The organism is Amorphoplanes digitatis, assembly GCF_014205335.1.
GTDB classification, from domain to species: domain Bacteria; phylum Actinomycetota; class Actinomycetes; order Mycobacteriales; family Micromonosporaceae; genus Actinoplanes; species Actinoplanes digitatus.
In genome coordinates this window covers 4,152,123-4,176,923 of record NZ_JACHNH010000001.1, presented here as the reverse complement: position 1 = coordinate 4,176,923, position 24,801 = coordinate 4,152,123, and the positions used below count along the sequence as shown (strand labels likewise).

The window sequence follows — 24,801 nt, the reverse complement described above, 5'->3', positions numbered from 1 at the left end:
AGGTCACCGCATTATCGCGCCGAGGGCGACGAGAGAGGCGGGACGGCCTCCACGGGGAACGTCACCCCGGTGAGGGTTTCGGAGACGGTCCACAGCCGCTGCTGGACGGCTACCTCGTACGAATCCGGGCTGGAGGTCACCAGGCGGGGCGGCCCTTGATCTCGTTGCGCCCGCTGGGGCCGTAGTACTGGCCGCCGAGCGCGGCGGGGTCGGTGGCGGCGCGCAGGGTCGGCAGGGCGCCCATCGCCGGTGCCTGGGTGATCAGCGGCGCGAGCCAGGTGAGCGGGAGCCGCAGGGCCGCGGGGGTGCTGCGGGCGAGTTCGGTGTTGGACACGCCGGGGTGCGCGGCCACCGCGATGGTGCGCTGTCGGCGTACAGCACGCCCCCGCCCAGCCTGCGGGCGGCCGACCAGGCCGAACTGGAACTGGCCCGCTTCCACCTGGAGCTGAGGGATGCCTTGAGGCTGACCCTGACCACCGCCCTGCTGGGCGCACTCCCCCGCCCCTGACCAGCCAGCCTGGCGTCACCGCCGTCGCGGACACCGGCCTGGTGACCGGCACCACCTCTGACAACTACCAGTGCTGAGAGGTGCTCGTGGGTTCGGCGACCAGGATTTGATTGCGGCCGGCCCGCTTGGCCCGGTACAACGCCTCGTCGGCGAGGCGGAGCAGGTCGTCGGGGCTGCCGCCGGCGGTCAGTTGCGCGACGCCGGCGCTGAACGTGACGTGCAGCGTGCCGAGCGGCGTCTCGACCGAGGTGGCGGCGCACTGCCGGCGCCACAGGTCGGCGCGCTCGGCCGCGGCCTGCGCGGGAACACCCGGCAGGACGACCACGAACTCCTCGCCGCCGTAGCGGGCCACCATGTCGCACTCCCGGACCGAGCCGGTCAGCTGCCGGGCCAGGTGGACGAGTACCTGGTCGCCGATCGCGTGCCCGTACCGGTCGTTGACGGCCTTGAAGTGGTCCACGTCGATCATCACGATCGACAGCGGGTGGCCCTCGGCGGCGGCGTGGGCCTGTGCCTCCAGCACGGCGTCCAGCTGCCGCCGGTTGTACACCCCGGTAAGGCCGTCGCGCACGGCCTGCTCGGTCAGCTCGGCGCGGAGCCGCTCCAGCTCCGTGATGTCCCGGGCCACCACGACGGTGCCGGTGCTGCTGCCGTCGGCGGCCTCGATCTTGACGACCCGGAAGTCGTACACCTCGCCCGAGGGGCCGGAGATGGTGGTCTGGCCCGTGTCGGCGACCATGGCGGTGAAGTGCGGGTCGGCGACCTCCTGCCACCGCTTGCCGATCACGGCGCCGCCGGCCGGGTTCACGGCGGCGAGCAGTTTGGTTGCCGCCGGGTTGACGTCGAGGAACCGGCCGTGGGGGTCCAGCACCATCACCGCGTCGCTGAGCGCCGAGATGACCTGCGCATAGGTGACCGGCACCCGTTCGGAGGTCACCCCCGAGCGGTCGGACCACCACCAGACGACGCCGGTGACCAGGAACAGCACCGGCGTCAGGTCGAGACCGCGCATGTCCACGTCGAGGAACACCGTCACCAGGTTGCCCGCCGTCGGCGCGATCGCGCCGACCAGGAACCACCGGTAGGTCCGCCGCTGGCCGCGGACGGCCCGGCGCATCGCCCGGATCACCAGCACCGTGCCGACCGCCATCAGGACGTAGCCGTAAAGGACGTGCACCCAGTACCCCGGACCGGGCTGCGCGACGACCCCGAAGCTGCCCGCCTCCACCTTCCGGTAGAAGGTGTGGTGCCACGGATCGGTGGCGATGACGGCCACCAGGAGCAAAGGCTCGATCAGTATCAGCGCGGGCCGTGGCGGCCGGTGCCCCGAGGCGACCATGGTGTGCCAGAAGAAGCCCGCGACGACCATCGCCACGCCGGGGAAGATCGCGTAATGGAAGCCGAGCGCCGGCCCGAACGTCGGCGCCACGAGGGCGCAGGCGCTGGTCAGCGACCATCCCGCCGCGCCGGCCATGACGAGGCTGAGCGGAAGGGCCAGCGGTGTCCCGGACCGCCGCCGGTACGTCAATGCGGCGTACACCAGGGCAATCAGGCCGGCTCCCGCGTACAGAGCGACGATTGCCGTCCGCATTGTTACCCCTTCCCGGAGTTGACACCCGCACAAGTCGGCGCCGGGAAGGGCGAGTTGAGCAGACGCCTGGGACATCACGTCGCCGAGGCTGGTAGCGCTACGTACATACCGGCATGGACACACTGCGACGCCGCTGGTACTAGTTGGGCGTGCTGAGGGCCATCGAGTGGGCTGTGCTGGGAATCTGTAGCGCGGCCGCCATCGTCCACGGGGTCCGCCGTCACCGGCCTGCCCGGATCGGAGCCTGGCTGCTGCTCGCCGGCGCCATCGTGGCGAGCGCCGCCGGCGACGTGCTGACCGCGTTGAACCGGCCACGGGTGGCCGATGTCTGCTTCTACGCCATGTTCGTGCTGGTCGCAGGCGGCCTGTTGCAACTGACCCGCGGCGGCGCGATTCTCGTCGACCGGGCACGGCTCCTCGACCTGCTCGCACTCGCGTGCTCGACGCTGCTGGTGGTCTGGGTGTCCGTCATCGGCGACGCGGGCCAGATCGGAGACATCTCCGGGGCGTACGTCATCGGAGCCCTGCTGCTGCTCGCGGTCGTCACCCGCGTGCTGGTCGCCGTCGGCCGGAACCTCGCGGCAATGCTGCTGGTCATCGGTGCCGTGGGTGTGCTGGTCAGTGACATCGTGCAGCCGCTGTGGCCGGGCAGGCTGAGCGAGTCCGGGTTCGTGGTGCTCTATCTGGCCTGGGGCGCCGCCGCGCTGCACCCGTCGATGGTGCGGCTCACCGAGCCGGCGACGCCGCGCCCGAGCCCGTGGCGCAGGCGCTGGGCGGCGCTGCTGGGCATCTCCGTCGTCACCCCGCCGGTCGTTCTGCTGGTCGAGGCGGTCCACGGCACGGTCGGCGATGGTGTGGTGATCGCCGTGGCCGGAGCGATCACACTTCTCCTGACCATCACGCGGCTGACCGACTCGATGACCCTGAACCGCCGGGCCTTGACGCGGGAGCGCGGATTGCGGCAGGCGAGCGCCGCCCTGGTCGCCGCCGCCGACACGTCGGCCGTAGACGAGGCCGTCCGAGCCGCGATCGCCCAGCTCATGCCGCCGGACGCTGTCCGAGGCATCGACTTCGCCACCGACGACAGTCAGCTCACGCTCGAAGCGGTGCCCGGCCTCGATGCCGGCCCACCGCACCGCAGCTGGTGGATCGAGGACGCCGAGCGCGACTACGCCACGCTGGTCTGTCCGCTGTGGCTGGAGCCGCTCGCCGTCGCCCGGCCCAGCGGCGGCGCCCTGATCCTCGCGGGTCGCCGGGACACCCTTACCGCCACCCGCGACACCCTCGAGGTGCTGGCCGGTCAGGCGGCGCTCGCGCTGGATCGCATCTCCCTGGTGGAGGCGGTCGGCCGCCGCGACAGTGACCTCTACCTGCGCGCGGTGATCCGGAACAGCGCGGACATCATGGTGGTCATCGACGAGGACCAGCGCATCCGGTACGCCAGTCCCTCGCTGCGAGAGCTGCTCGGCGTCGACGACCTCCCGCCGCTGGCCACACTCGACGATCTGGTGCATCCGGACGACCGCCACCAGCTGCGTCAGGTGTTCCGCAGCTCCGGCGACGGCGTGGTGTACTGCTCGCTGTTACGAGCCGACGACAGCCAGGCGCTGGTCGAAGCCACCTACCGCGACCTGCGCGACGACCGCCTGGTCCAGGGCTTTGTGGTGACGATGCGAAATTTTCCCCAGGGCCGTGAGCCGAACGAGCAGCCGCCCCATGGCGACAACCTGGACGAGTTGCCGGCCCGGGTGAACCGGCGCAGCGCTCGACACAAATTCCGCTACTGAGCGCCGGATAGCGGGGGGCTCCTACGCTGGTGGAGTGACGTTCGTCGTTGCGATCACGGCCTGCGTCGGGGTGGGGCTGCTGATGCTGACCCCCGTCCTCGGCTGGCTCGCCGTGAAGAACCGGCGCGACGCCCGGTGGGTCCGGCGGCATCCCGTCTCCCCCGCCGCGGCCGTGCGGCCGGGCGTCCCGCTTCCGCAGCGGTACGCCGTGTTCGGGCTGACGGCGCCGGGGCCGGCCGGGACGGTGCACACCCTGCTCGCCGGTACGCCCGCGGTGTGGTGCCGCACCATGGTCTACACGCGGCGCAGCCTCGGTGAGGACCGGGGCGAGCTGCGCGTGCTGTTCGAGCAGACGTACGGGGAGCCGTTCGGCGTAGCGGACTCGACCGGCACGGCCGCGGTCTCCGGCAGCTTCCTCGAGGCGTTCCTGTTCAACGAACATCCACCGCTCTGGGGGCGTACGCGCATCCCGGAGGGCCGGCCGGGCGAGCAACTGGTCCGCCGCGCCGTCGACGAGCTGACCGCGAAGCGGGACGAGCCGGGGCCGTACCTGCGGGCGGCGATCGCACGCGGCCTGGTCAAGCCGGGCGCGCGCCGCCGAGTCGACGAGGTGGGCGTTCTCGAGGAGTACATCGTGGCCGGTCAGCCGCTGCACGTGATCGGGAAGCCGGCCGTGCTGGACGGCGGGGTGCCGGGGCTGACGATGCCCCGCCGGGGCCGCTACCTGGTCGTGAGCCGGGAGCCGGCCGAGACCGCGGCGGAGCTGGCCGGCGACGGGCGATTCAGCCTGGGCTGCGGACTGTGGGCGCTGCTCGCCGGCGCCGTTGCCGTGGCTGTCAGCTTCGCCGCGGCGTACAGCGCGGGCTTGCTGGGGTGAGGCGCACGACCGGTGACCTCTCTGTCAGAGGTAGGTGACGCCGGTCAGTTCCTCGGCCACCGCCCAGAGCCGTCTGCCGACGGCCGGATCGGCCGCCTCCCGGCTGATCCGGGCCTCGGTGACCCGGCCCCGCGTTTCCCACAGCCGGGACGGGCCGAAGAACTGGCCGCCCCGCACACCGGGCTCGGTCGCGGCGCACAACTGTGCCAACGCGCCCTGCTCCACCGGCTGGGTGGCCGCCAGGCCGGCCCGCGCGATCCACCGCCCGAGCCGGCCGCGGTGCTCCCAGGCACGGGGAGTCAGGTTGGTGCGGGTGAGGCCGGGGTGGGCCAGCGCGCTGACGATCGGCGAGCCGGCGGCGCGCAGGCGGCGGTCCAGTTCGATGCCGAAGACCGTGGTGGCGAGCTTGGACCGGCCGTAGGCGCGCGTCGCCCGGTAGCCACGCTCGAACATGAGGTCGTCGAAATCGAGATGCGCGTTCCTGTGGGTGATCGAACTGAGACTGACCACCCGGGACTCCCGCGCCGCGGCCAGGTTGGCCAGCAGCAGGCCGGTCAGCGCGAAATGGCCCAGCATGTTGGTGGCGAGTTGCAGCTCGAAACCGTCGGCGGAGACGCGGCGCGGGCCGAGCAGCACCACGCCGGCGTTGTTGACCAGCACGTCGATCGCCGGGTGGTCGACGGCCAGCTTCGCCACGAACCCGCGTACCGAATCGAGCGAGGCCAGGTCCAGCTCACGCACCTCGACGTCGCCGCCGATCCGGCGGGCGGCGTCCTCGCCGGCCGCGGTGTTGCGGACGGCGAGCACGACGCGGGCGCCGCGGCGGGCCAGTTCGGTGGCGGTGACCAGGCCGAGGCCCGAGTTCGCGCCGGTCACGACGGCGACCCGGCCCCGCTGGTCGGGGATGCGGTCGGCGGTCCATCCGGTCATCAGCTGCTCCTGGGAGTGTCGGTGCGGTAGACCGACGACGCTAGGAGCGACGCGAGCCGGTTCGGGCGTACCCGGTTGCCTAGGAATGTGGGACCTACCTCGGGTCCCCGGCCAGGCGGCACACTTGCGGCATGACCCACCCGTACGCCCGTGAGCTCGGTGACTTCCTGCGCGCCCGGCGCAGCCGGCTGCGCCCACACGACGTCGGCCTGGAGCCGGGCGGCCGGCGCAAGGTCACCGGCCTGCGACGTGAGGAACTGGCCCTGCTCGCCGGGCTGAGCACCGACTACTACCAGCGGATGGAGCAGGGCCGGGAGGTACGCCCGTCCGACAACGTCCTGGACGCGCTCGCCGCCGCGCTCGGCCTCGACGACGACGAACGCCGGCACCTGTTCACCCTGGCCCACGCCGCCCGACGGCCGATGCCCGCCCGGATGGGCCGCGAGCCGGAACAGGTCCCCGACAGCACGCGGCGACTGCTGCGGGTGATGGACACCCCGGCGGTCGTGCTCGGCCGGCACCTCGATCTGCTCGACTGGAACCCGATGGCGCAGGCGCTGCTCGGCGACCCGGGCGACCACCCACCCGAGCGGCTCAACATGCTGCTGCTGATGTTCGACGACACGCTGACCGGCGAGCGTAGCTGCCCGGACTGGGAGCGCCAGGCCCTGGACTACATCGGCATGATGCGCACCGCCGTCGCCACAGACCCGACCCATCCGCGCGCCACCGCGATCGTCGGTGAGCTGAGCATCCGCAGCGCCGAGTTCCGGCGGCTGTGGGCCCGGCACGACGTACGCGCGTCGGTCAGCGGCACCAAGACCTTCCGGGTGCGCGAGGTCGGCGACGTCGTCCTGGACTGGGACACCTATCCGTTGCCCGGCAATCCCGGCCCGGTCATGCTGGTCTTCACCGCCGAGCCGGGCAGCGCCGACGCGGACCGGCTGCGACTCCTGGCGTCGTTGCACGCGACCCGCTTGATCAGCTGACGTTGTTGCCGACATCGACGAAGCCCGCCCTCCGTTACGTGGGAGGGCGGGCTTCGTCGATGTTCGTGGGGCCAGGCTACTTGACTTTGCCGGTCGGCGCGCTGGTCGCCGTGCCGTCCGCGTACCCGGGCATGGTGACGGTCGCGATGACCAGGATCCGCCCGCCGCGCATGCTCTTGGTGACCTTCAGGGTCTTCTTGGTGGTGGGCTTGCCGATGGGGCCGCCGTACTGGCCGAAGCCCTCGCCCCACTGGTACGTCACCTTCGCGCCCTTGGGAAGACCGGAGATGTGTGCGGTCAGGGTCGCGCCGACCTTCGCCTTACCGGTGATGGTGGGCTTGTGGGGGACCTTGTATACCGGCTCCGTGACCGCGGACGTGGTCGCGGACGCCACATGACCAGAAGGCGCGTCCGGGGAAGAGGCCAGCGCGGGTGAGCTGACTGCCATCGCGGCGATGGTGGCGGCGACGACGCCGGCGGCGAGGCTGGTGCGAATCTTCAAGGCAGCTCTTTCGGGTATGGGGTCGGCAACAGCGAAGGCCGTTACGCGGAGAAGCCATGCCAGTACGTCCCGTTACATCGGCTGCCTGATCCCTCACTGAAGTGTTCGGTCGAAACGAATATGCGCTGAGCCGGCTGTCCGCGGGGTCATGGCCGTCGCGACCGGTCACCTCCGGAAGTGCCCTCTGCGCGCATACGACCCGAACTGGCGCAGCCGCGCCCAACCTTGGTTGGTGGCGACTACTACATCAGCCTGCAGTACCGCCAGGGCGACGCCGATCTCACCCAGCCGGACCGATATCGGCGCATTACCGAGACTCGGGTCCCAGATCCGCATCGTCTCGTCGTTGCCGCTGGTGACAAGGAGTGGGCGCCCCTCAGGGCCGGTGAAGGCGACCAATGCGGTCACCGAATCGGTGTGTCCGGTGAGTGGCTCCCCGGCGGCGGTCCCGATGCCCGGGTCCCATACCCGCACTGTCCGGTCGTAGCTGCCGGTCGCGATCAGGGGACGCCCGGCCGGACCGGTGAACGCGGCCATCGCGGCCACCCCAGCGGTGTGCCCGGTCAACGGCTCCCCCACAGCGGCGCCCGTGCCCGGGTCCCACACCCGCACCGTCCGGTCGTAGCTGCCAGTGGCGAGCAGGGGACGCCCATCCGGGCCCGTGAACGCGACCAGCGCGGTCACCGCAAGCGTGTGTCCGGCCAACGGCTCCCCCACAGCGGCGCCCGTGCCCGGGTCCCAGATCCGCACCGTCCGGTCGTGGCTGCCAGTGGCGAGCAAGGGACGCCCATCCGGACCGGTGAACGCGGCCAGCGCGGCCACCCCAGCGGTGTGTCCGATGAACGGCTCCCCGACAGCGGTGCCGGTGATCGGGTCCCACACCCGCACCGTCCGATCCTCGCCGCCGGTGGCGAGCAAGGGACGCCCGCCCGGGCCCGTGAACGCGACCAACGCGGTCACCGCAAGCGGGTGTCCGGTCAACGGCTCGCCGACAGCCGTGCCCGTGTCCGGGTCCCACACCCGCACCGTCCGGTCGTTGCTGCCGGTGGCGAGCAGGGGACGTCCGGCCGGACCGGTGAACGCGGCCATCGCGGCCACCCCAGCGGTGTGCCCGGTCGAGGGCTCCCCCACAGCAGTGCCCGTGTCCGGGTCCCACACCCGCACCGTCCGATCGTCTCCACCGGTGACGAGCAGGGTACGCCCATCCCGGCCCGTGAACGCGACCAACGCGGACACCACAAGGGTGTGGCCGATGAACGGCTCCCCGACGACGGTGCCCGTGTCCGGGTCCCAGATCCGCACCGTCCGGTCGTGGCTGCCGGTCGCGAGCAGAGCACGCCCATCCGGACCTGCAAACGTGACCACCGCGGTCACCGAACCGGTGTGTCCGGTGAGTGGATCCCCGACCTGGGCGCCGGTTTCCAGATCCCAGATCCGCACCGTCCGGTCGTGGCTACCGGTCGCGAGCAGAGCACGCCCATCCGGACCTGCAAACGTGACCACCGCGGTCACCCAACCGGTGTGTCCTGTAAGTGGATCCCCGACCTGGGCGCCGGTTTCCAGATCCCAGATCCGCACCGTCCGGTCGTGGCTACCGGTCGCGAGCAGAGCACGCCCATCCGGACCTGCGAACGCGATCACCGCGGTCACCCAACCGGTGTAGCCGGTGAACGGCGTCCCGACTGCGGTCCCGGTGATCGGGTCCCACACCCGCACCGTTCCGTCGTCGCTGCCGGTGGCGAGCAGGGGACGCTCGTCCGGGCCGGTGAACGCGACCACCCAGCCGGTACGGCGGGTGAGAAGGTCCCCGACGCGGGTGCCGGTGTCCAGGCCCCACACCCGCACCGTCCGGTCGTGGCTACCGGTCGCGAGCAGAGCACGCCCATCCGGGCCGGCGAACGCCACCAACGAAGTCACCGAACTGGTGTGCCCGGCGAGTGGATCCCCGACCTGGGCGCCGGTTTCCAGATCCCACACCCGCACCATCCGGTCGTGGCTACCGGTCGCGAGCAGAGCACGCCCATCCGGACCGGCAAACGCGACCATCGCGGTCACCGCACCGATGTGACCGGTGAGCGCGCGGTGGATGGTCTCCCGCCGCTGTACAGCGGCGACCAGGGTCGGCGTGCCATCGCCGGCGATGCCTTCAGACCGCAAGGGGTGACCGAGCTTGGCCATCGCGAGTTGGCGGGGAAGGGCGCGGTCGGCGGCGGAAACGGTCGTCAGGTAGTGGGCGGCCAACACAGTGCCCTGGATCTCGGCGGGGATCCGGAATCTGCCGAATCCGTGTCGGAAGACCGCGGTCGCGACGGTGTCGGGTTCGAGCCTGTCGAGCGTTTGCACGTTCGCGGCCAGATGCTCCCATCCGGGTTGGCCGATGTCGGCGATGTGGTCGGCCAGGTGCAGCACGAGGTAGGGGTTGAGGGTCTGATCCTCGAAATTGCTGACGGCGGAGTCGAGGAGGGACCGGGCGACTGTCCGGCCCCGCTCCGCGTGGTCCGGGAGGGTTTCGTAGTGCTCGGCGAAAGTGCGGTGTGCGAGCCGGTAGACGCTTTGATCATGTTCCGCGTCGAGCATGATGTACGGCGCGGCGCTGCGGACGGCCTCGGTGAGATCGGCGTCGGTGACGGGAGCGCCGGTGAGGGACTTGGCGACGGTGAGCCACAGCCGGTCGGCGCGGGGTAGTCCGCGGCCCCGGGCGAAGGCGAGCGCGTGCAGCAACACCGGGACGGCCGGTGTGTGGCGGCCGAGGCGGTCCAGTGCGGCCACGAAGAGTGTGCGGTGGGTGCCGTCCAGCAGTGCGTCGAGGTCGGCCCGCCGCGCCGGGCTGAGCAGGGCGGGGTCGGCGCGGAGTTCGTGTACGGCGAGGCGGGCGAACAGGAACTCCCGGGTGCCGGTGGTGTCGGAGGCGATCCGGTCGATCAGGTGGTCGAGTGTTGCGGTGTCGAGGTCGGCCAGTTGCCGGCGGAGGTATTCGGCGAGGGCCTGCGGGTCCCTTGCCAGGGTCATGACCTCGGTCTGCCCGGAGGCCGCGGCGAGGGCGTCGAGCAGGTCGTGGGTGGCGGGTGCGGGCTGGTCAGGGCCCTCGAGAGTGGACGCGCGCGTGCCGACGATCATGCGGACGCCGGGCAGCGCGGCGACGGTGCCCAGCAGGCGGGCCACATCGATCGGGTCGCGTGCTTCGTCGAGCCCGTCCGCGAGCACGGTCACCGGTTGCCCGTGGTCCCGGAGCGCGGTGGCGAGGGCGTCCACGTGTGGTGTGGCCTGGCCGCCGCTGCCGGGTGGCTGAGGGATCGCGGGGAGGCCGGCCGCGTCGGCGATGCCGGCGACTACGGCGGGGATGTCCATGCCGGTCAGGTGCAGGCAGACGTCGATCTGAGGGCTCGGCGGGCCGGTGGGCGACGGGTCGTGGGGTGGCAGGAATCCGGCCTGCCGCAGGAGCCGGTGGACGGCCGGCCGGTCGTGGAGCAGGAGGTTGCCGAGCAGGGCGGACTTGCCGGTGCCGGCGGTGCCGGTGACGACGAGCAGGTCGTTGTCCTGGCGGCGCAGCCACCGGTTGACGGCGCCGAGTTCCTGTCGGCGGCCGACGAAGTTCCAGGCGAGTTCGCCGAAGTCGGCGCCCATGCCTTTGCGGGCGTAGTGCGCGCGTTCGGCGGCGGGCAGGCCGGCGAGGGCGTGTTCGAGGGCGGCGTAGACGTCCAGGGGTGCGGTGATGGTGGGTCCGGGACGGTGCAGGGTGCAGCCGGCCAGGCGCAAGGGCTGGACGTGTCCGGCGGAGATGGCGGTGTCGAGCCGGTCGGCGAGGTCGCCGAGGCGGATCGCGGTGTCGTTGACGGTGTACTGGCCGAGTACGGCGGCGAGGGTGGCGCGGGCGTTGCCGAGAACGCCGTGGCCGTAGGGTTCGCCGACGCCGACGAGCAGGATGCCGTGGATGCCGCCGATGGCCAGGAGCCGGGCGGCGGTGAGTTCGACGAAGCGTCCGGCGCCGCAGGCCTCGATGAGCACGATGACGAAGTTGCCGGGCAGGTGGTGGCGGCGGCGGTATTCGCGTTCGATCTGTTCGGCGAGGCTGTCCGGGTTGAACAGGGCATCCTCGGCCGGATGGTCGTCGCCGGGTTCGGCTCGGGCGCCGGGGACGATGAGGTGTGCGGTGCCGGTTTCGGAGGTGCCGTGGCCGACCCAGGCCAGGACGGAGCCGGCGCGGTCGCCGGGCTGGGCCCACCGTTGCAGGCGGGCGTGGACGGCGCCGGTGTCGCGTTCGCCGGCGGGCACGTGCCACGGGTTGGTGTGGCCGTCGACGTGTTCGAGCAGGACGCCGGCCAGGGCCTCGGCTTCGCCGTCGGCGTCCAGGGGCGGGTGCAGGTCGGGTTGCCGGTAGGCGCCCAGCGCCACGGTGAAGATCTCCACCGACGGTGCCCGCGCCGCACTGGTCACTGGCCGCGACCTCGCTACTCGTCGCCGACCGGGTCGGCGCAGATGAGCAGCCGGGTGACCGGGTCGGCGCCGCCGGTCTTGACGGCGATCCGGAACAGTCCGGGTTCGGGCAGCCTGACGGTGGCGGTGAGTCCGTCGCGGCCGTCGCGGTGTGCGGCGAACCGGATGCGCTGGATCTGCCGCCCGGTGGCGGTGTCCCAGACGCCGCCGTCGACGGCGGCCGGGTCGAGGGGTCCGCCGCCGGCGGTGACCCCGACGGGGAAAGGTTCGCCGGGGACCGCGAGGCCGGGGATGTCGAGTCCCAGGTCTCCGGTGCCGAGGTAGATGCCCTGGGTGCCACGACCGGTGATGATCCCGCAGACCAGGCCGAGGGTGTCGCCGGTGGCCGCGAGCGCGCCGTGCTGCTGTACGACGTGCTGCGGGTCGGCGTAGCCGGCCGGGCTGGCCGCGTACCGGTAGACGGTCCCGTCGCCTTGCAGGTCGCATTCGGTGAGCCGGCCGTAGTCGTCGCGGATCAGTTCGCCGTCGTCGTGGCGCAGGTAGTAGTGCTGTTGCACCTTCACCACGCCGCCCTCCAGGGTGAGGCTCTGCGCGGTGGGCTGGCCGGTACCGACGACGGCACGGTGATGCGGCAGGTCCTGCTCCTGCAACTCGGCCAGGCGTTGCAACGACGATCGGGCCAGGTCGGCGTCGCCGCCCAGGTCGGCGATGTCGCCTGCGGTCAGCCGGCACAGGTCCGAGCCGCCGACGACTCGGCAGCGGTAGGTGGGCAGCAGGTCGTACACGCCGGGCAGCCCGGCGACGACCTCACGGAGCCGGCGCTGCGGCATCGGCACGGGTGCACCGCTGCCGGTGTTGAGCAGCGCGGTCGTCTTCACCGACCCGTAGAACGGGGTGCCGAGGGTGATCGTGGCCCGGATCGTCGAGGTCGCCCCGTCGATCAAGGACAGTCCCCGCGTGACAAGTCCACCCATCGAGTGAGCCACGATCACCACCCGGGGCGGGCGGCCCTGGTGCAGGGCGGACGCCGCCAGTTGCTTGGGGTGCTGCCGCCAGGCGCGCAGCCTTTCGCCGATGCGGGCGGCGAGGAGCCGGCTGTTGACGGTGACCGGGAGCCGCCAGTCGTAGGGAAACGTCACGATCGCGGCCGGGTCCGCCACGACCGTGCGCAGCCGTTTGAGCAGGTTGGTGTAGGGCTCCATGCCGTCGAGGAAGGGCAACGCGGCCGGGAACTCCAACAGGCCGGTGGCGGTGACCCGCGCGGTCTGCGGGTCGTAGCAACCGTCGGCGAGCCGGTCACGTTCGGCGTCGCTGAGCGCGAGCGCGTCCAGTCCACTCTTGCTGGACCAGGCCCGGCCGTACCAGCGGAGATCCTTCAGCCCCCACACGTCACGGCCGGCGTCCCGGTCGTGCAGGGCGCTGCCCATGATCCCCGGCACGACCACCACCAGGTCGTTGGTGACATCGGGGACCGCACCGTGCCGGGGCGGCAGCCCGTCGATTCCGAGCGGCATGATCACCATCTCCGTAGTCGGCCGATGACCCTGGGCACACCGTACCGGGTCCCGGCATCCGGTTATCCTGCACGCACGGACCGTTCCGGGCAGACGCCCCGGCCACACCCGCGGAGGGCTCGACGGCCACATTGGATCCCGACCGCAACCCCGAGACACCCGCGGGGCGGCGCCGCCTGTTCCTGATCGCCGTGCGCGACTATCCCGACGAGGGCGACGACTTCCGGGCCGGCATCGACGCCCAGATCACCGCCGCATCCACCTGGTGGGCCGACAAGGACGCCCTCGGCGACCGGGCGTTCAGCATCGACGCCGCCGCGAAGATCCACAGCCGGGAGGACCTGGACGACTTCATCCGCGACACCGGCCTGCGCCGCGCCGGCGCCGGTGACGTCCTCGTCGTGCACCTCACCGGACACGGCGAACGCGGGCAATCCGGTACCCACCGCCTGATCATGCCTGGCGGCGACCCGCGCCGCCCGGACCGCGACGCCTACCCCACCGGCGACCTGATCTCCGCGGCCCTGTCCAGCGACGCCGGCCAGGTCCTGATCATCGTCAACGCCTGCTACGCCAAGGCCGTCCAGGCCGACGTCCTGCGCGTCGCCCAGGACCTCCCGCGCCACCGCCGGGAACACGCGACCCTGGCGGTGATCGCGACCGTCGACGCCGACGACCGGCCCCGCGACCGCGAATTCGCCACCCTCCTTGACCGGGTACACGCCCAGCTGTGCACCACCGCCGGGATCGCCGCCGAACACCTCACCCTCGAGGAGTTCCTCACGGAACTGACCCGCGCCGCGCTCCAGGACCCCGGCCAGCCGCTGGCCGTGCCGCACCGGGTGTGGGAGACCTGGCGCACCCGGTATCCGATGCGGAGCCTGCCCAACCCCGGCTACCGCCCGCCGGCCGACCTCGCCGGCCCGCAACGCCGGCAGGTCGCCGCCGACGCCACCGAACTGGACTACTGGCTGGACCGGGCCAGCGGGCGTCCCGACCACGACCCCGGTTGGTACTTCACCGGCCGCGCCGACCTCAACCGGGCCACCGCACGGTTCCTGACCGGCGACGGCGGCGTCCTGATCGTCACCGGCAGCGCGGGCAGCGGAAAGTCCGCCGTCATCGCTCGCGCCGTCACCCTCAGCGACCCGGACGTGCTCGCCCGGCCCAGGTACGCCCGCGCCGCCCAGGCCGCGCCGCCCGGCACCCTGCCCCCGCCCGGAGCCGTCGACGTCGCACTGCTCGCCCGCAACACCGACAGCGTGGATCTGCTGACCAGGCTGGTCACCGCCCTCGGCGAACAGCCCCGCCCGGCCCCTGACCACGGCGATCCCGGCCAGCACCTCCGCGAACAGATCACCGAGATTATCTCGGCCCGCTTCGCCGGCACCGGCCGCCCGGTCACCGTCGTCGTCGACGGCCTCGACGAAGCGACGCGGCCCACCCGCCTCGTCGCCGACCTGCTCGGGCCGCTGGCCCGCCTGGCCACACCCGCCGGCGTCCACCTGGTACGGCTGCTCGTCGGCGTACGCAGCAGCACACCACACCATGCGCTGCCGGCGGCGGAGTTCGACACCCTGCTGGACCTGCTCCAGCGCGCCACCGCGGCCCCGCCCGGGAACGTGCTGCGCACCGACACCGACGGCGTGTACGACGACCTGGCGACCTACGCCGAGACGCTGCTTGCCGCCGGTGACGGCCCCTACGCCGGCGACGACGAGGCCGTCCGGGCAGCCAGGACCGAAACGGCCGCGGTCATCGCCGCCCGCGTCCAGCCGTCGTTCCTCGACACCCGCCTGGCCGCCGGCCACCTCCGTGGCCGGCTCACCCGCCAGCCTCTCGACGACCCCGCATGGCTGGCCTCCCTCACCGACGCGACCATCGGCCAACTCCGCCTCGACCTGCGCGACAACGCCACCGACGACTACCCTGTCGCACACCTCACCGGCGTACTCCGCGCCGCCGCGTTCGCGCTCGGCGCCGGTATTCCCTGGGCCGACATCTGGCCCGCCATGACCGAAGCCGTGCTGGACACCACCCTGCCCGACGCCGACGGGCTCATCGGCCACGTGCTGTCGGGACGGCTCGGCGGCTACCTCGTCAGCGACGTGGAGGACGGGCGCACCGTGTACCGGCTGGTCCACGAACGACTCGCCGAGGTCCTGCGTCAGGATCTCCTGCCACATCGACAGGTGGAAGGGGCATGACCGTGGCCGAGCCGACATCGTCCGGACCGCCGGATCCGGAACAGGCTGTCCATGCGCGGATCGCGCGGCGGCTGGCCGCGCTCCTCCCGCGGACCGCCGCGACGCCACCGCACCCATACCTGCGCAGACACCAGGTCGGCCATGCCGCACGCGGCGGCTGCCTCGACGACCACACCGTTACCGGCGCGTTCCTGCCCTGGGACACCAGCAACTCCGTCCGGGCGGGCCTCGGCCTGCCCGTCGCTCCCTCGTCCGGCCGCCACGGCCTCGCCGCGTGGGCGGCGATCGAACCCTACCTACGTGACGCGTCACCCTCATCGCGGGCGGCCAGCCTCGGGTTCGTACGCCACGCCGTCTCCGATCCCGGCGACGTGCCGCCGCAGGTCGGCGACGTCCCCGACCTGCTCGTCCGGCCGCGCAACGTCACCTGGATGTTGACCGCCAACACTCTCGCTGTTCTGGACAGTGCTGTCGCGGCGATCACCACAGTCCGCGGCCTTGATGGGCGCCCCCTGCTCGCCACCGGAAGCAAAGACGGCACGGTGCGGATATGGGACCCGGACACCGGCAGCCAGATCGGGGAACCACTGAACGGCCACAACGGTTCGGTGACCGCGATAGCCGTATACACCGGCCCGGATGGGCGTCCCTTACTCGCCACCGGAAGCAAAGACGGCACGGTGCGGATATGGGACCCGGACACCGGCAGCCAGATCGGGGAACCACTGAACGGCCACAACGGTTCGGTGACCGCGATAGCCCTATACACCCGCCCGGACGGGCGTCCTCTGCTCGCGATCGGCAGCTACGACGGGACAGCGCAAGTGTGGGACCCGGACACCGGCACCCCGGTCGGGGAACCCTTGAACGGCCACAACGGTTCGGTGACCGCGATAGCCCTATACACCCGCCCGGACGGGCGTCCTCTGCTCGCGATCGGCAGCTACGACGGGACAGCGCAAGTGTGGGACCCGGACACCGGCACCCCGGTCGGGGAACCACTGAACGGCCACAACGGTTCGGTGACCGCGATAGCCGTATACACCCGCCCCAATGGGCGGCCCCTACTCGCCACCGGAAGCTACGACGCGACGGTGCGAGTGTGGGACCCGGACACCGGCACTCCGGTCGGGGAACCACTCACCGGCCACACCAACTGGGTGGTCGCGATCGCCGTGTTCACCGGCCAAGGCGGGCGGCCTCTGCTCGCCACCGGCAGCCACGACCGGACGGTGCGAGTGTGGGACCCGGACACCGGCACCCAGATCGGGGAACCACTCACCGGCCACACCCGTTCGGTGACCGCGATAGCCGCGTTCACCGGCCCAGGCGGGCGGCCCCTACTCGCCACCGGCAGCAACGACGCGACGGTGCGGGTATGGGACCCGAATGCCGGCGCCGCGGTCTGGGAACCAGTCACCGGCCACACCCGTTCGTTGACCCCGATCGCCGCGTTCACCGACCCAGGCGGGCAGCCTCTACTCGCCACCGGCAGCAACGACGCGACGGTGCGGGTATGGGACCCCGACACCGGCACCCAGATCGGGGAACCACTCACCGGCCACACCAACAGGTTGACCGCGATAGTCGCGTTCACCGGCCCAGGCGGGCAGCCCCTTCTCGCCACCGGTAGCAACGACCGGATGGTGCGGATCTGGGACCCGGACACCGGCACCCAGATCGGGGAACCACTCACCGGCCACACCCGTTCGGTAACCGCCATGGTCGTATTCACCAGCCCCCACGAGCGGCCCCTGCTCGCCACCGGCAGCCATGACGCGACGGTGCGGATCTGGGACCCCGAGACCGGCACCCAGATCGGGAATCCACTCTACGGCCACACCGACTGGGTGACCGCCATGGTCGTATTCATCGGTCTGGACGGGCGGCCCCTGCTCGCCACCGGCAGCAACGACCGGACGGTGCGGGTATGGAACCCCGACACCGGCACCCAGATCGGCGAACCACTCACCGGCCACACCAACTCGGTGACCGCCATCGCCGCGTTCACCGGCCCGAACGGGCAGCCCCTGCTCGCCACCGGCAGCAACGACCGGACGGTGCGGGTATGGAACCCCGACACCGGCACCCAGATCGGCGAACCACTCACCGGCCACACCAACTCGGTGACCGCCATCGCCGCGTTCACCGGCCCGAACGGGCAGCCCCTGCTCGCCACCGGCAGCACGGACACGACCGTACGGATATGGGATCCGTCGGCTGAGGGTGAAGTGTTTCGCATCGTCACCGGAGGGCCGATCGACGAGGCCCGCCTCGGCGTATCGGAAGGGGAGGATGGCCGGCCGCTGACGTTCCTGGCGATAGTCAGCGGCAGCCACCGGCGCGCAACTCTCGATCTGCCCGGATCGACACTCGGTACCTTGGCTTGACCCCGTTCAAGGTCGAGCACGCGGGCCGAAATGGTGGTGCGGGGAATCGACGGTTGTGCGCAAGATCTACCGGTGACGAATCTGGACGATGAACTGATCGAGCTCCGCCGGGAGATTCACCGTCGCCCGGAGCTGGCCGGTGAGGAGCGGGAGACGGCCGGGTTGGTCGCGGAGCAGCTGCGCGCGGCCGGGCTCGAGGTCACGACCGGTGTCGGCGGGCACGGTGTCCTCGCGGTGCTCGACGGTTCCGCGGACGGCCCGACGGTGCTGTACCGGGCGGACATGGACGCCGTCGACGCGGAACACCACGTGCTGCCCTTCCCTCTGTCGGGCAAGGCTTTCGACGAGGGCTTCGCCTCGCGCGTCCCCGGCGTCGCGCACCTGTGCGGGCACGACCTGCACACCGCGATCGGCGTCGGCGTCGCCCGGGCACTGGCGCAGGGCCCCGATCCGGTACGCGGCCGGTTGGCGTTCGTCTTCCAGCCGGCCGAGGAGCCCCTGCGCGGCGCGCGGGCGATGCTCGATACCGGGCTGGTGCAACGGCTCGCGCCGCGCGAAAGCTATGCGCTGCACTGTGCCCCGTTCCCTGTCGGCACCATCGCGGTGTCTCCGGGATACGGTCTGCCCGGGCTGGACCATATCCGGATAGTGCTGCCGGGTGGCGACGACGCGGCAGTCGCCGCCATCGCATCCGAAGTGGCGGAGCTCGGCACCGTCGGGTACCCGCGGAGCGTCGCCGACTATCACGCGCGCTTTCACGCGGTGCTGGAGCCGGAGACCGCCGCCTCGATCCAGGAATCCGTGTGCGTCGCCCAGTGGACCGAGCACACGCCCGACGCGCGGCCCGTCGCCAACATCATGCTGCGGGTCTGGCCGCAGGAGCGGTTTCCCGAGCTACGCGCCCGGGTCGAGCGGCTCGCCGCGCAGGCAGGCGGGTACGTGGACTACCCCGGCGATCCGTTCCCCGCCATGGTGAACTCGGCGGAACTCAGCACGGCGGCCGGCCGGTACCTGAGCACGGCGCTGGGGCCGGAGTCCGTCCTGTGGGCCCGGGCGTCCTGGCCGTTCAACTGCGAGGATTTCGCCCTGTTCCTCAACGAGGCGCCGGGCGCGATGCTCTACCTCGGCGTCGCGGACGCCGAGTCGGGAATGAACGGCGCGCCGCACGCCCCCGACTTCGCCGCCGACGAGCGGGCGATCGGTCACGGCGTGCGCGCCATGACCGGCCTGCTGACCGAACGGCTGGCAGCCCGGGCGGTCGCGGCCGACGGCCTCAGGTCCCGGACCTGAGACGCGGCGCGGTGATACCCGACCTGCCGATCAGCTCATCGACCAGTCACATCGCGGGCCCATGAAGGATTCGGCCGCGGTTTCACACTCACGGTCGCTCCCACCTCCACGAGAACGGCACCGATCCGGTCGGCGCTCTCGCTTGTCAGGTCATCCCACACCGGTCGTGAGGGATCATCGGCCCGCATGGCAGCGTCACCGAAATCCAGACCACCGTGCTCCCTCAAATACGCAACCACCCGATGGCGATCCCGCCCAGGGTCGGTGACGAACAACGCGGTGGCGCCCCCATGCTCTACCCGCCACGACGCCGGTTTGCCGTGCTTTACATATCGCCACCACTCCCTGGACCCCATGGCAGCGAAGATCAGAACGAAGAAGAGCCACCGCAGTGCCCCAGCCACCGCGCCCGTCGTCACGGCTGACAAGAAGACACTCACAGCGCTCAGCAGAAAAACGACGATGACGCGCGGCGCGGCACGGCGAAGCATCCCTCCGGTCGCACGGCCTGGTCGGCCGGACGGCAAGTGCTCACGCTCACCAACCACCACAGACCTCAGTCCTTCTACCAGCGCTGTCGCGCGACATCGTACGAGGGAAAGTGGCCCGCGAAGTCATCCGATATGCCGGAATATCTCTAGCCGAACTGCCAGCCATTGCCGCAGGCTCCCAGTTCTCGTGGCCGCCATGAGCCCCGAACGCGGACCGTCACCGTTCCCGTGGCAGGACCTCCTGGCAGCGCGCAATCGAAATGCCTGCAAATGGGAACGTTCGGGGCGATAAACTCACGCGGACACTCGGTGCCGAGTGAAGGGACAACGGTTGTCGTTCTTCACGCTGCTGGTCATCGCGGTGGGTGTCTCCGCCGATGCCTTCGCCGTCGCCGTCGCCAAGGGCTTGCACATGCGCCGGATCACCGTGCGCGACGCCGGTGGGCTGGCGATCGGCTTCGGACTCTTCCAGGGACTGATGCCGATCGCGGGCTGGCTGCTGGGCCGCGGCTTCCACGACTACATCACCGAGATAGATCACTGGATCGCCTTCGGCCTGCTGGTCGTCATCGGCGCCAAGATGATCCACGAGGCCTTCTCCCCGCGAGACGACGAAGCCGACTTCCAAGGCATCAGCCTGCGGGAGCTACTGGCGCTCTCGGTGGCCACCAGCATCGACGCGCTGGCCGTCGGGATCAGCTTCGCCTTCCTCGATGTGGCCATCCTGCCCGCGGCGACCCTCATCGGGGTCCTCACCGCAGTCGTCACCCTGATCGGGGTGTTCATCGGCCACCGAGCCGGCGGACGCTTCGGCCGCCCGGCCGAGATCGCCGGTGGCGTCATCCTGATCCTGATCGGCACCCGGATCCTCCTGGACCACCTCGGCGTGTTCTGAGCCGGCCGGCGACGGACGGCCGGACAGAGCGAGCCGGGCGATGATCACGCCGACCATGGTGAGGAAGCCGTAGGCGCCGATGGTAAAGCGCGCGCGGCCGCTGCGACAACCGCGTTGAACGCGACGGCAGCGACCGCGGCGAGCGGTACTCCACCTCAGCGGTGGGACTTGAGCCAGCCTTGGATCTCGGTGATGACCTGCTTGTCAGGCTCGCCGAACTCCGGGTGGAACTTCGGGGTGATGTTCATGGTGTGCGCCATGCCCGGGTAGATGACGATCTTGTGGTCCCGATGGCCGGAGAGGGCGGCGTCGGCGACGATCGCGGCGCGAGCCGGAGTCTGTAGGTCGTTCTCACCGTTGAGCAGCAGCGTCGGGCCGGAGAACTTCGGCAGCGACTGCGACACGGTCGGGAAGCGGGCGATGTCCTTCAAATAGTTGATCGTGCCCTGATCCAGGCCCGGCAGGTTCGGGTAGTCGCCGATATGGGTGACCTCGCGCAGCACGACGCCGGCCTCGGCGTCGATCGCGATCTGACCATCGTGGTTCTTGTCGGTGCCGGCCAGCACCTTCTTGCCGTCGAGCAGGACGGAGCCGAACTGGTCGGCAACCTCCTTCGGCTGACCCAGCAGGCCGTCGGTCGCCTCGACGGCCGTCAGCTGGCCGTCACCGTCGACGTCGAACTCGTCGTGCATCTGCGCCAGCAGCCGACCGTAGATCTGGAAGGTCAGCAACTGCTTGACGGGCAGGCCGACGACCCCCATCTCGACCACGCCGGCCGGCTTCGGGATGCCGAACCTGTTCGAGTCGGCGGCGAGGTTGGCGGCCACATTGGTGCCCTCGCTGTGGCCGAGGAGGAATATCTTCGACGGGTCCACCCTCGGCGACTTGGCGGCGAACCGAACCACCGAAGCGGCATCCTGCTGGATCTGGTGGTATGGGTCCTTCGGCATCAGCTGGGCCGGGTCGGTGCTCTCCACCGGCCCAATGTCGGTCACTCCACGCTTGTTGAAGCGCAAGGTCGCGAAGCCTTCCCTGCCGGCCGCCTGGGCAAGCGGGACGAAGGTCGTGCCCTTGCCCTCCGGAAGCGTCTGATTCATGTCGTTGCGCCCGCTGCCGTGCAGGAAGATGACCAGCGGCAGGCGGCCCTTCGCACCGCTCGGATAGGTGAGCTCGGCCTTGGTGACCCAGCCCTTGCCGAAGTCGATCCGCACCTGCTCGCGGGTGACACCCGCCCAGCCGGGCTGCGTGGCAGCCCTTTCGGTGTCGTCGGCGTTGGCGACTCCCACGCCCGCAGCCAGAATGGCGCCGGTAGCGATGAGGCCGATCGTCAGGTTGCGGTACTTCTTTGTCGTCTTCGTCATGCCGATGACGCTATTTTCCGAAGTGGTCACGTTCGATCCCGACAGCTACCCACTCGGGGATACAGCAGGCTGTACCCCTCACTCCTTCGTTCCCATGTGCTCCAGGGGCGGGGTGCGCAGGAGGCGGCGTACCGGCAGGACGGTGGTGACGAGCGCGAGCAGCGTGGTCCCGCCGAGGACCGCCACCCAGCCCAGCGTCGGCACGTACGGGATCGCCGTGCCGGTCAGGGAATGGACCACCGCGGCCAAGGTCGCCGCCGCGATCGCGCCGCCGATGATGAGGGCGATGCCGAGCAGGCCGGCCTGCTCCGCGTTGACCATGCGGCGCAGCTGGCGGCGGGTGCCGCCGACCAGGCGCAGCAGGGAGAGCTCGCGGCCGCGGGCCAGGGCCGCCATGACCATGGTGTTGGCGGCGGCGAGGACGGCGTACCCGACCATCACGCCGATGAGCAGCTTGTTGAGCCAGGCGCTGAGCGCGAGGTTCCGGGACAGGCCGGAGGTGATGCCGTCGGAGCTGACCAGGCCGGGTGCCTTCACCGCGGCGCCGGGCTCGGTGCGGATCAGCACGTGGCTGTCCATGTCGGCGCGGGTGTGTCCGGCGGTGGTCTCCCTGGCCAGCGTCACGTCGCCGAAGCCGAGGCCGCGCTCGTAGAGCGCCACCAGGCGCAGCTTGACCGGAGTGCCGTCGCCGAGCCAGAACTCGACGTCGTCACCGAGCTTCCAGCCCGAGTTTGCCGCCTGCAGGGTGGACACCGCCACTGTCCCCTCGCCGAGGTCGCCGAGGTTGCCGGCGCTGACCTTCAGGTCCATCGTCTCGGCGGCACCCCCGGGGTCGATGCCCTGCGCCTGCACCGGTTCCACGCTGTCGAAAATCTTGATCAAAACCGAGGTCCGGCGTACGCCCGTAGCGGCGCGAACCCCAGGCAGCTTCCGGATGTCCGCGGCGGCGGAGGCGGGTATCCCCTCCGGCGAGGTCAGTGCGAGGTCGGCGAGCAGGCCCTCCTGGCTTTGCGTGACCGTGCCGCGCTCCAGGTTGTCCTGCAGGAACCACACCGACCCGCCGAACCCGACCGCCAGCACCAGGGAGGTGAGCACCGTGGCCGCGCCCCTCGCGTTCGCCCGCAGATTCGCCGCGGCCAGGTATCCGCTGGTGCCCCAGCCGAGGCGTAGCACCGGGGTCAGCATCCGAGCGGCGACGGCGTTGATCCCGGGTGCCAGCAGCGCCACCGCGAGCACGAACAGGTAGAGCATGCCGATCGCGCCTGCCTGCGCGGACTGTCCGCTCGACCCGACCGCGAAAATGGTGGCGGAGCCGGCCGCTACGAGCGCCAGCAGCCCGGAGGCCGCGCGGAACCTGCCCAGCCCGGTGGGTTCCACGGCGATCTCGCCCAGCGCCTCGGCGGGCCGGATCGCGGTCACCCGGCGGGCGGCCAGCAGGGCCGCGGCCGCGGCGACGACGACGGTCAGGACGGTCACGACCGGCGCTGACAGGACACCGGCGACCATCGGGAAGCCGTCCGGGACGAAGCCGCGGTCGACCAGCTGAGCCTGCACCCATCTCGTGGCGAGCATCCCGGCCGGGACACCGAGCGCCGAGGCCACGACGCCGAGCGTGACGGCCTCCGCGACGATCATCCGGCGAACCTGTCCGGGGGTGGCGGCGATGGCCCGCAGCAGCGCAAGGTCCCGGCGCCGGTGCCGCACCGAGAGCCCGACCGTGCCGGCGACGACGAAGACGACGAGCATGGCGACGTATCCGCCGAACGTGCCGCCGATCTGGATCAGCAGATCCCGGCCGGCCACCGCGCCGGGCTCTTCGAGCAGCCCGCGGCCGGCGCCCGAATAGGCCTTGGCGCCCGCGTCGGCGGCCGCCTTCTCCACCGCGGCGACCATCGAGTCACGGTCGGTGCCGGGCTCGGCGGTGACGGCGATGGTGGCCAGCCGGCCGGGATAGGCGCTGGGCTCGGCGACCGTGGACGCGACACCGGGAACCCGGCGGATCTTGTCCTCGAGGGCGGCCGGGACGGTGCCGCCCTCGGGCAGGGCGGTCGTGCTGGTGACGACTTCGCCGTCGAACTCCTTGCTGGTGAGGGTGATGTCCCGGTGCGCGACGACCACGTCGGCGGTCGCGTACCTACGGGGTTCCGGCCGGTAGCTCAATCCCGACTCGACCAGCACGCCCATGCTCATGAGGATCAGGACGCCGGCGGTGAGTGCGATGAGGGTGGCGAGCGCGCTGCCCGGGCGGCTGCGCAGCATCGCGAAGGCGAGAGTCCGCATGGTTCAGACCTCCTGGGTGACGCGGGGGCCGAGGTGCGCGAGCAGCTCGGCGATGCGGGCGGCTCCGGGCTGGTGCATGTCGTCGCGGATCCGGCCGTCGGCGAGGAGCACGACCCGGTCCGCGTACGAGGCGGCCACCGGATCGTGGGTCACCATGACGACCGTCTGCCCGTGTGCGTCCACCACCGATCGCAGCAACCGCAGCACCTCGGCCGCGGTCTGCGTGTCCAGGGCACCGGTCGGCTCGTCGCAGAAGATGACGTCGGGGCGGGCGGCGAGCGCGCGGGCGATGGCCACGCGCTGCTGCTGACCGCCGGAGAGCTCGGACGGCCGGTGCTTCAGCCGGGCGCCGAGGCCGACCCGGTGTACCACCTGGGTCAGCCAGTCGCGGTCCGGGCGCACGCCCGCCAGCCGCAGCGGCAGCACGATGTTCTCCTCGACGGTCAGCGCGCCGATCAGGTTGAACGCCTGGAAGATGAAGCCGATCCGGTCGCGGCGCAGCTTGGTCAGCTTGCTCTCGGAGAGCCGGGACAACTCTGTGTCACCGATCCACACCCGACCGGAGGTCGGCCGGTCCAGCCCTGCGGCGGTCTGCAACAGGGTGCTCTTACCGGAACCGGACGGTCCCATCACGGCGGTGAAAGTGCCGCGCGAGAATGTGATGTCGATGTCGTCCAGCGCGGTGACCGCCTGGTCGCCGCCGCCGTAGGTCCGGGTGAGTCGCTCGACGCGAACAGCTTCTGTTTTCACAGGTC

16 protein-coding genes are annotated in these 24,801 nt (G+C 71.3%); 7 read left to right on the top strand and 9 right to left on the bottom strand.

The window, feature by feature from the left end:
• Positions 1-136 precede the first annotated feature (136 nt).
• Together BJ971_RS41385 and BJ971_RS18145 are read right to left on the bottom strand one after the other, a co-directional pair.
• Positions 137-439 carry an SDR family NAD(P)-dependent oxidoreductase gene (locus BJ971_RS41385; RefSeq protein WP_239087745.1) on the bottom strand — a complete coding sequence of 101 codons (303 nt, stop codon included), beginning with the start codon at positions 437-439 and terminating at the stop codon, positions 137-139.
• A 133-nt stretch (positions 440-572) separates the two neighbouring features.
• On the bottom strand, positions 573-2,099 hold the full coding sequence (locus BJ971_RS18145) for a histidine kinase N-terminal 7TM domain-containing diguanylate cyclase (RefSeq protein WP_184994443.1): 1,527 nt from the start codon (positions 2,097-2,099) through the stop codon (positions 573-575).
• 149 nt (positions 2,100-2,248) lie between these two features.
• Here BJ971_RS18145 and BJ971_RS18140 point away from each other — a divergent pair, with 149 nt between their 5' ends.
• Together BJ971_RS18140 and BJ971_RS18135 are read left to right on the top strand one after the other, a co-directional pair.
• A complete protein-coding gene (locus tag BJ971_RS18140) occupies positions 2,249-3,886 on the top strand; it encodes a PAS domain-containing protein (RefSeq protein WP_239087746.1) in 1,638 nt (545 codons plus the stop codon).
• Positions 3,887-3,920: 34 nt separating this feature from the next.
• Positions 3,921-4,763, top strand: a complete 843-nt coding sequence (locus BJ971_RS18135; RefSeq protein WP_184994442.1) for a hypothetical protein — start codon at positions 3,921-3,923, stop codon at positions 4,761-4,763.
• A 24-nt stretch (positions 4,764-4,787) separates the two neighbouring features.
• Here BJ971_RS18135 and BJ971_RS18130 read toward each other — a convergent pair whose 3' ends face one another.
• A complete protein-coding gene (locus tag BJ971_RS18130; RefSeq protein ID WP_184994441.1) occupies positions 4,788-5,693 on the bottom strand; it encodes an oxidoreductase in 906 nt (301 codons plus the stop codon).
• Between the two features lie 131 nt (positions 5,694-5,824).
• Here BJ971_RS18130 and BJ971_RS18125 point away from each other — a divergent pair, with 131 nt between their 5' ends.
• Positions 5,825-6,682, top strand: coding sequence for a helix-turn-helix transcriptional regulator (locus BJ971_RS18125; protein ID WP_184994440.1), 858 nt, complete (start codon positions 5,825-5,827; stop codon positions 6,680-6,682).
• A gap of 76 nt (positions 6,683-6,758) precedes the next feature.
• Here the strand turns inward: BJ971_RS18125 and BJ971_RS18120 are convergent, their stop codons facing one another.
• From BJ971_RS18120 to BJ971_RS18110, 3 genes are all read right to left on the bottom strand, one after another.
• Positions 6,759-7,184 (bottom strand): hypothetical protein, encoded by a 426-nt coding sequence (locus BJ971_RS18120; RefSeq protein WP_184994439.1) that lies wholly within the window; start codon positions 7,182-7,184, stop codon positions 6,759-6,761.
• A 165-nt stretch (positions 7,185-7,349) separates the two neighbouring features.
• The gene (locus BJ971_RS42185) at positions 7,350-11,618 is read right to left on the bottom strand and encodes a hypothetical protein (protein WP_184994438.1); all 4,269 of its coding nucleotides are present in this window, start codon (positions 11,616-11,618) and stop codon (positions 7,350-7,352) included.
• Positions 11,619-11,632: 14 nt separating this feature from the next.
• Positions 11,633-13,132, bottom strand: a complete 1,500-nt coding sequence (locus BJ971_RS18110) for a lipase/acyltransferase domain-containing protein (protein WP_184994437.1) — start codon at positions 13,130-13,132, stop codon at positions 11,633-11,635.
• Between the two features lie 131 nt (positions 13,133-13,263).
• Here BJ971_RS18110 and BJ971_RS18105 point away from each other — a divergent pair, with 131 nt between their 5' ends.
• The 4 genes from BJ971_RS18105 (at position 13,264) to BJ971_RS18090 (ending at position 20,405) form a co-directional block, all read left to right on the top strand.
• Positions 13,264-15,339, top strand: coding sequence for an AAA family ATPase (locus BJ971_RS18105; protein WP_184994436.1), 2,076 nt, complete (start codon positions 13,264-13,266; stop codon positions 15,337-15,339).
• Positions 15,336-17,729 (top strand): WD40 repeat domain-containing protein, encoded by a 2,394-nt coding sequence (locus BJ971_RS18100; protein ID WP_184994435.1) that lies wholly within the window; start codon positions 15,336-15,338, stop codon positions 17,727-17,729. The genes BJ971_RS18105 and BJ971_RS18100 overlap by 4 nt, the downstream gene beginning before the upstream one ends.
• A 72-nt stretch (positions 17,730-17,801) precedes the next feature.
• Positions 17,802-19,019, top strand: a complete 1,218-nt coding sequence (locus tag BJ971_RS18095) for a M20 metallopeptidase family protein (RefSeq protein ID WP_203709591.1) — start codon at positions 17,802-17,804, stop codon at positions 19,017-19,019.
• Positions 19,020-19,841: 822 nt separating this feature from the next.
• The gene (locus BJ971_RS18090; RefSeq protein WP_184994433.1) at positions 19,842-20,405 is read left to right on the top strand and encodes a manganese efflux pump MntP; all 564 of its coding nucleotides are present in this window, start codon (positions 19,842-19,844) and stop codon (positions 20,403-20,405) included.
• 155 nt (positions 20,406-20,560) lie between these two features.
• Here the strand turns inward: BJ971_RS18090 and BJ971_RS42180 are convergent, their stop codons facing one another.
• The 3 genes from BJ971_RS42180 to BJ971_RS18075 are packed head-to-tail and all read right to left on the bottom strand — an operon-like array spanning position 20,561 to position 24,796.
• A complete protein-coding gene (locus tag BJ971_RS42180; RefSeq protein ID WP_184994432.1) occupies positions 20,561-21,796 on the bottom strand; it encodes an alpha/beta hydrolase in 1,236 nt (411 codons plus the stop codon).
• A 48-nt stretch (positions 21,797-21,844) separates the two neighbouring features.
• Positions 21,845-24,046 (bottom strand): FtsX-like permease family protein, encoded by a 2,202-nt coding sequence (locus BJ971_RS18080; protein ID WP_184994431.1) that lies wholly within the window; start codon positions 24,044-24,046, stop codon positions 21,845-21,847.
• Positions 24,047-24,049: 3 nt separating this feature from the next.
• Positions 24,050-24,796, bottom strand: a complete 747-nt coding sequence (locus BJ971_RS18075; protein WP_184994430.1) for an ABC transporter ATP-binding protein — start codon at positions 24,794-24,796, stop codon at positions 24,050-24,052.
• Positions 24,797-24,801: the final 5 nt, after the last annotated feature.

Coding starts and splice junctions, on each gene's coding strand:
- BJ971_RS18080 (WP_184994431.1), bottom strand. CDS start 24,046: ATGCGGACTCTCGCCTTCGCGATGCTGCGCAGCCGCCCGGGCAGCGCG.
- BJ971_RS18145 (WP_184994443.1), bottom strand. CDS start 2,099: ATGCGGACGGCAATCGTCGCTCTGTACGCGGGAGCCGGCCTGATTGCC.
- BJ971_RS18110 (WP_184994437.1), bottom strand. CDS start 13,132: ATGCCGCTCGGAATCGACGGGCTGCCGCCCCGGCACGGTGCGGTCCCC.
- BJ971_RS18100 (WP_184994435.1), top strand. CDS start 15,336: ATGACCGTGGCCGAGCCGACATCGTCCGGACCGCCGGATCCGGAACAG.
- BJ971_RS18130 (WP_184994441.1), bottom strand. CDS start 5,693: ATGACCGGATGGACCGCCGACCGCATCCCCGACCAGCGGGGCCGGGTC.
- BJ971_RS18125 (WP_184994440.1), top strand. CDS start 5,825: ATGACCCACCCGTACGCCCGTGAGCTCGGTGACTTCCTGCGCGCCCGG.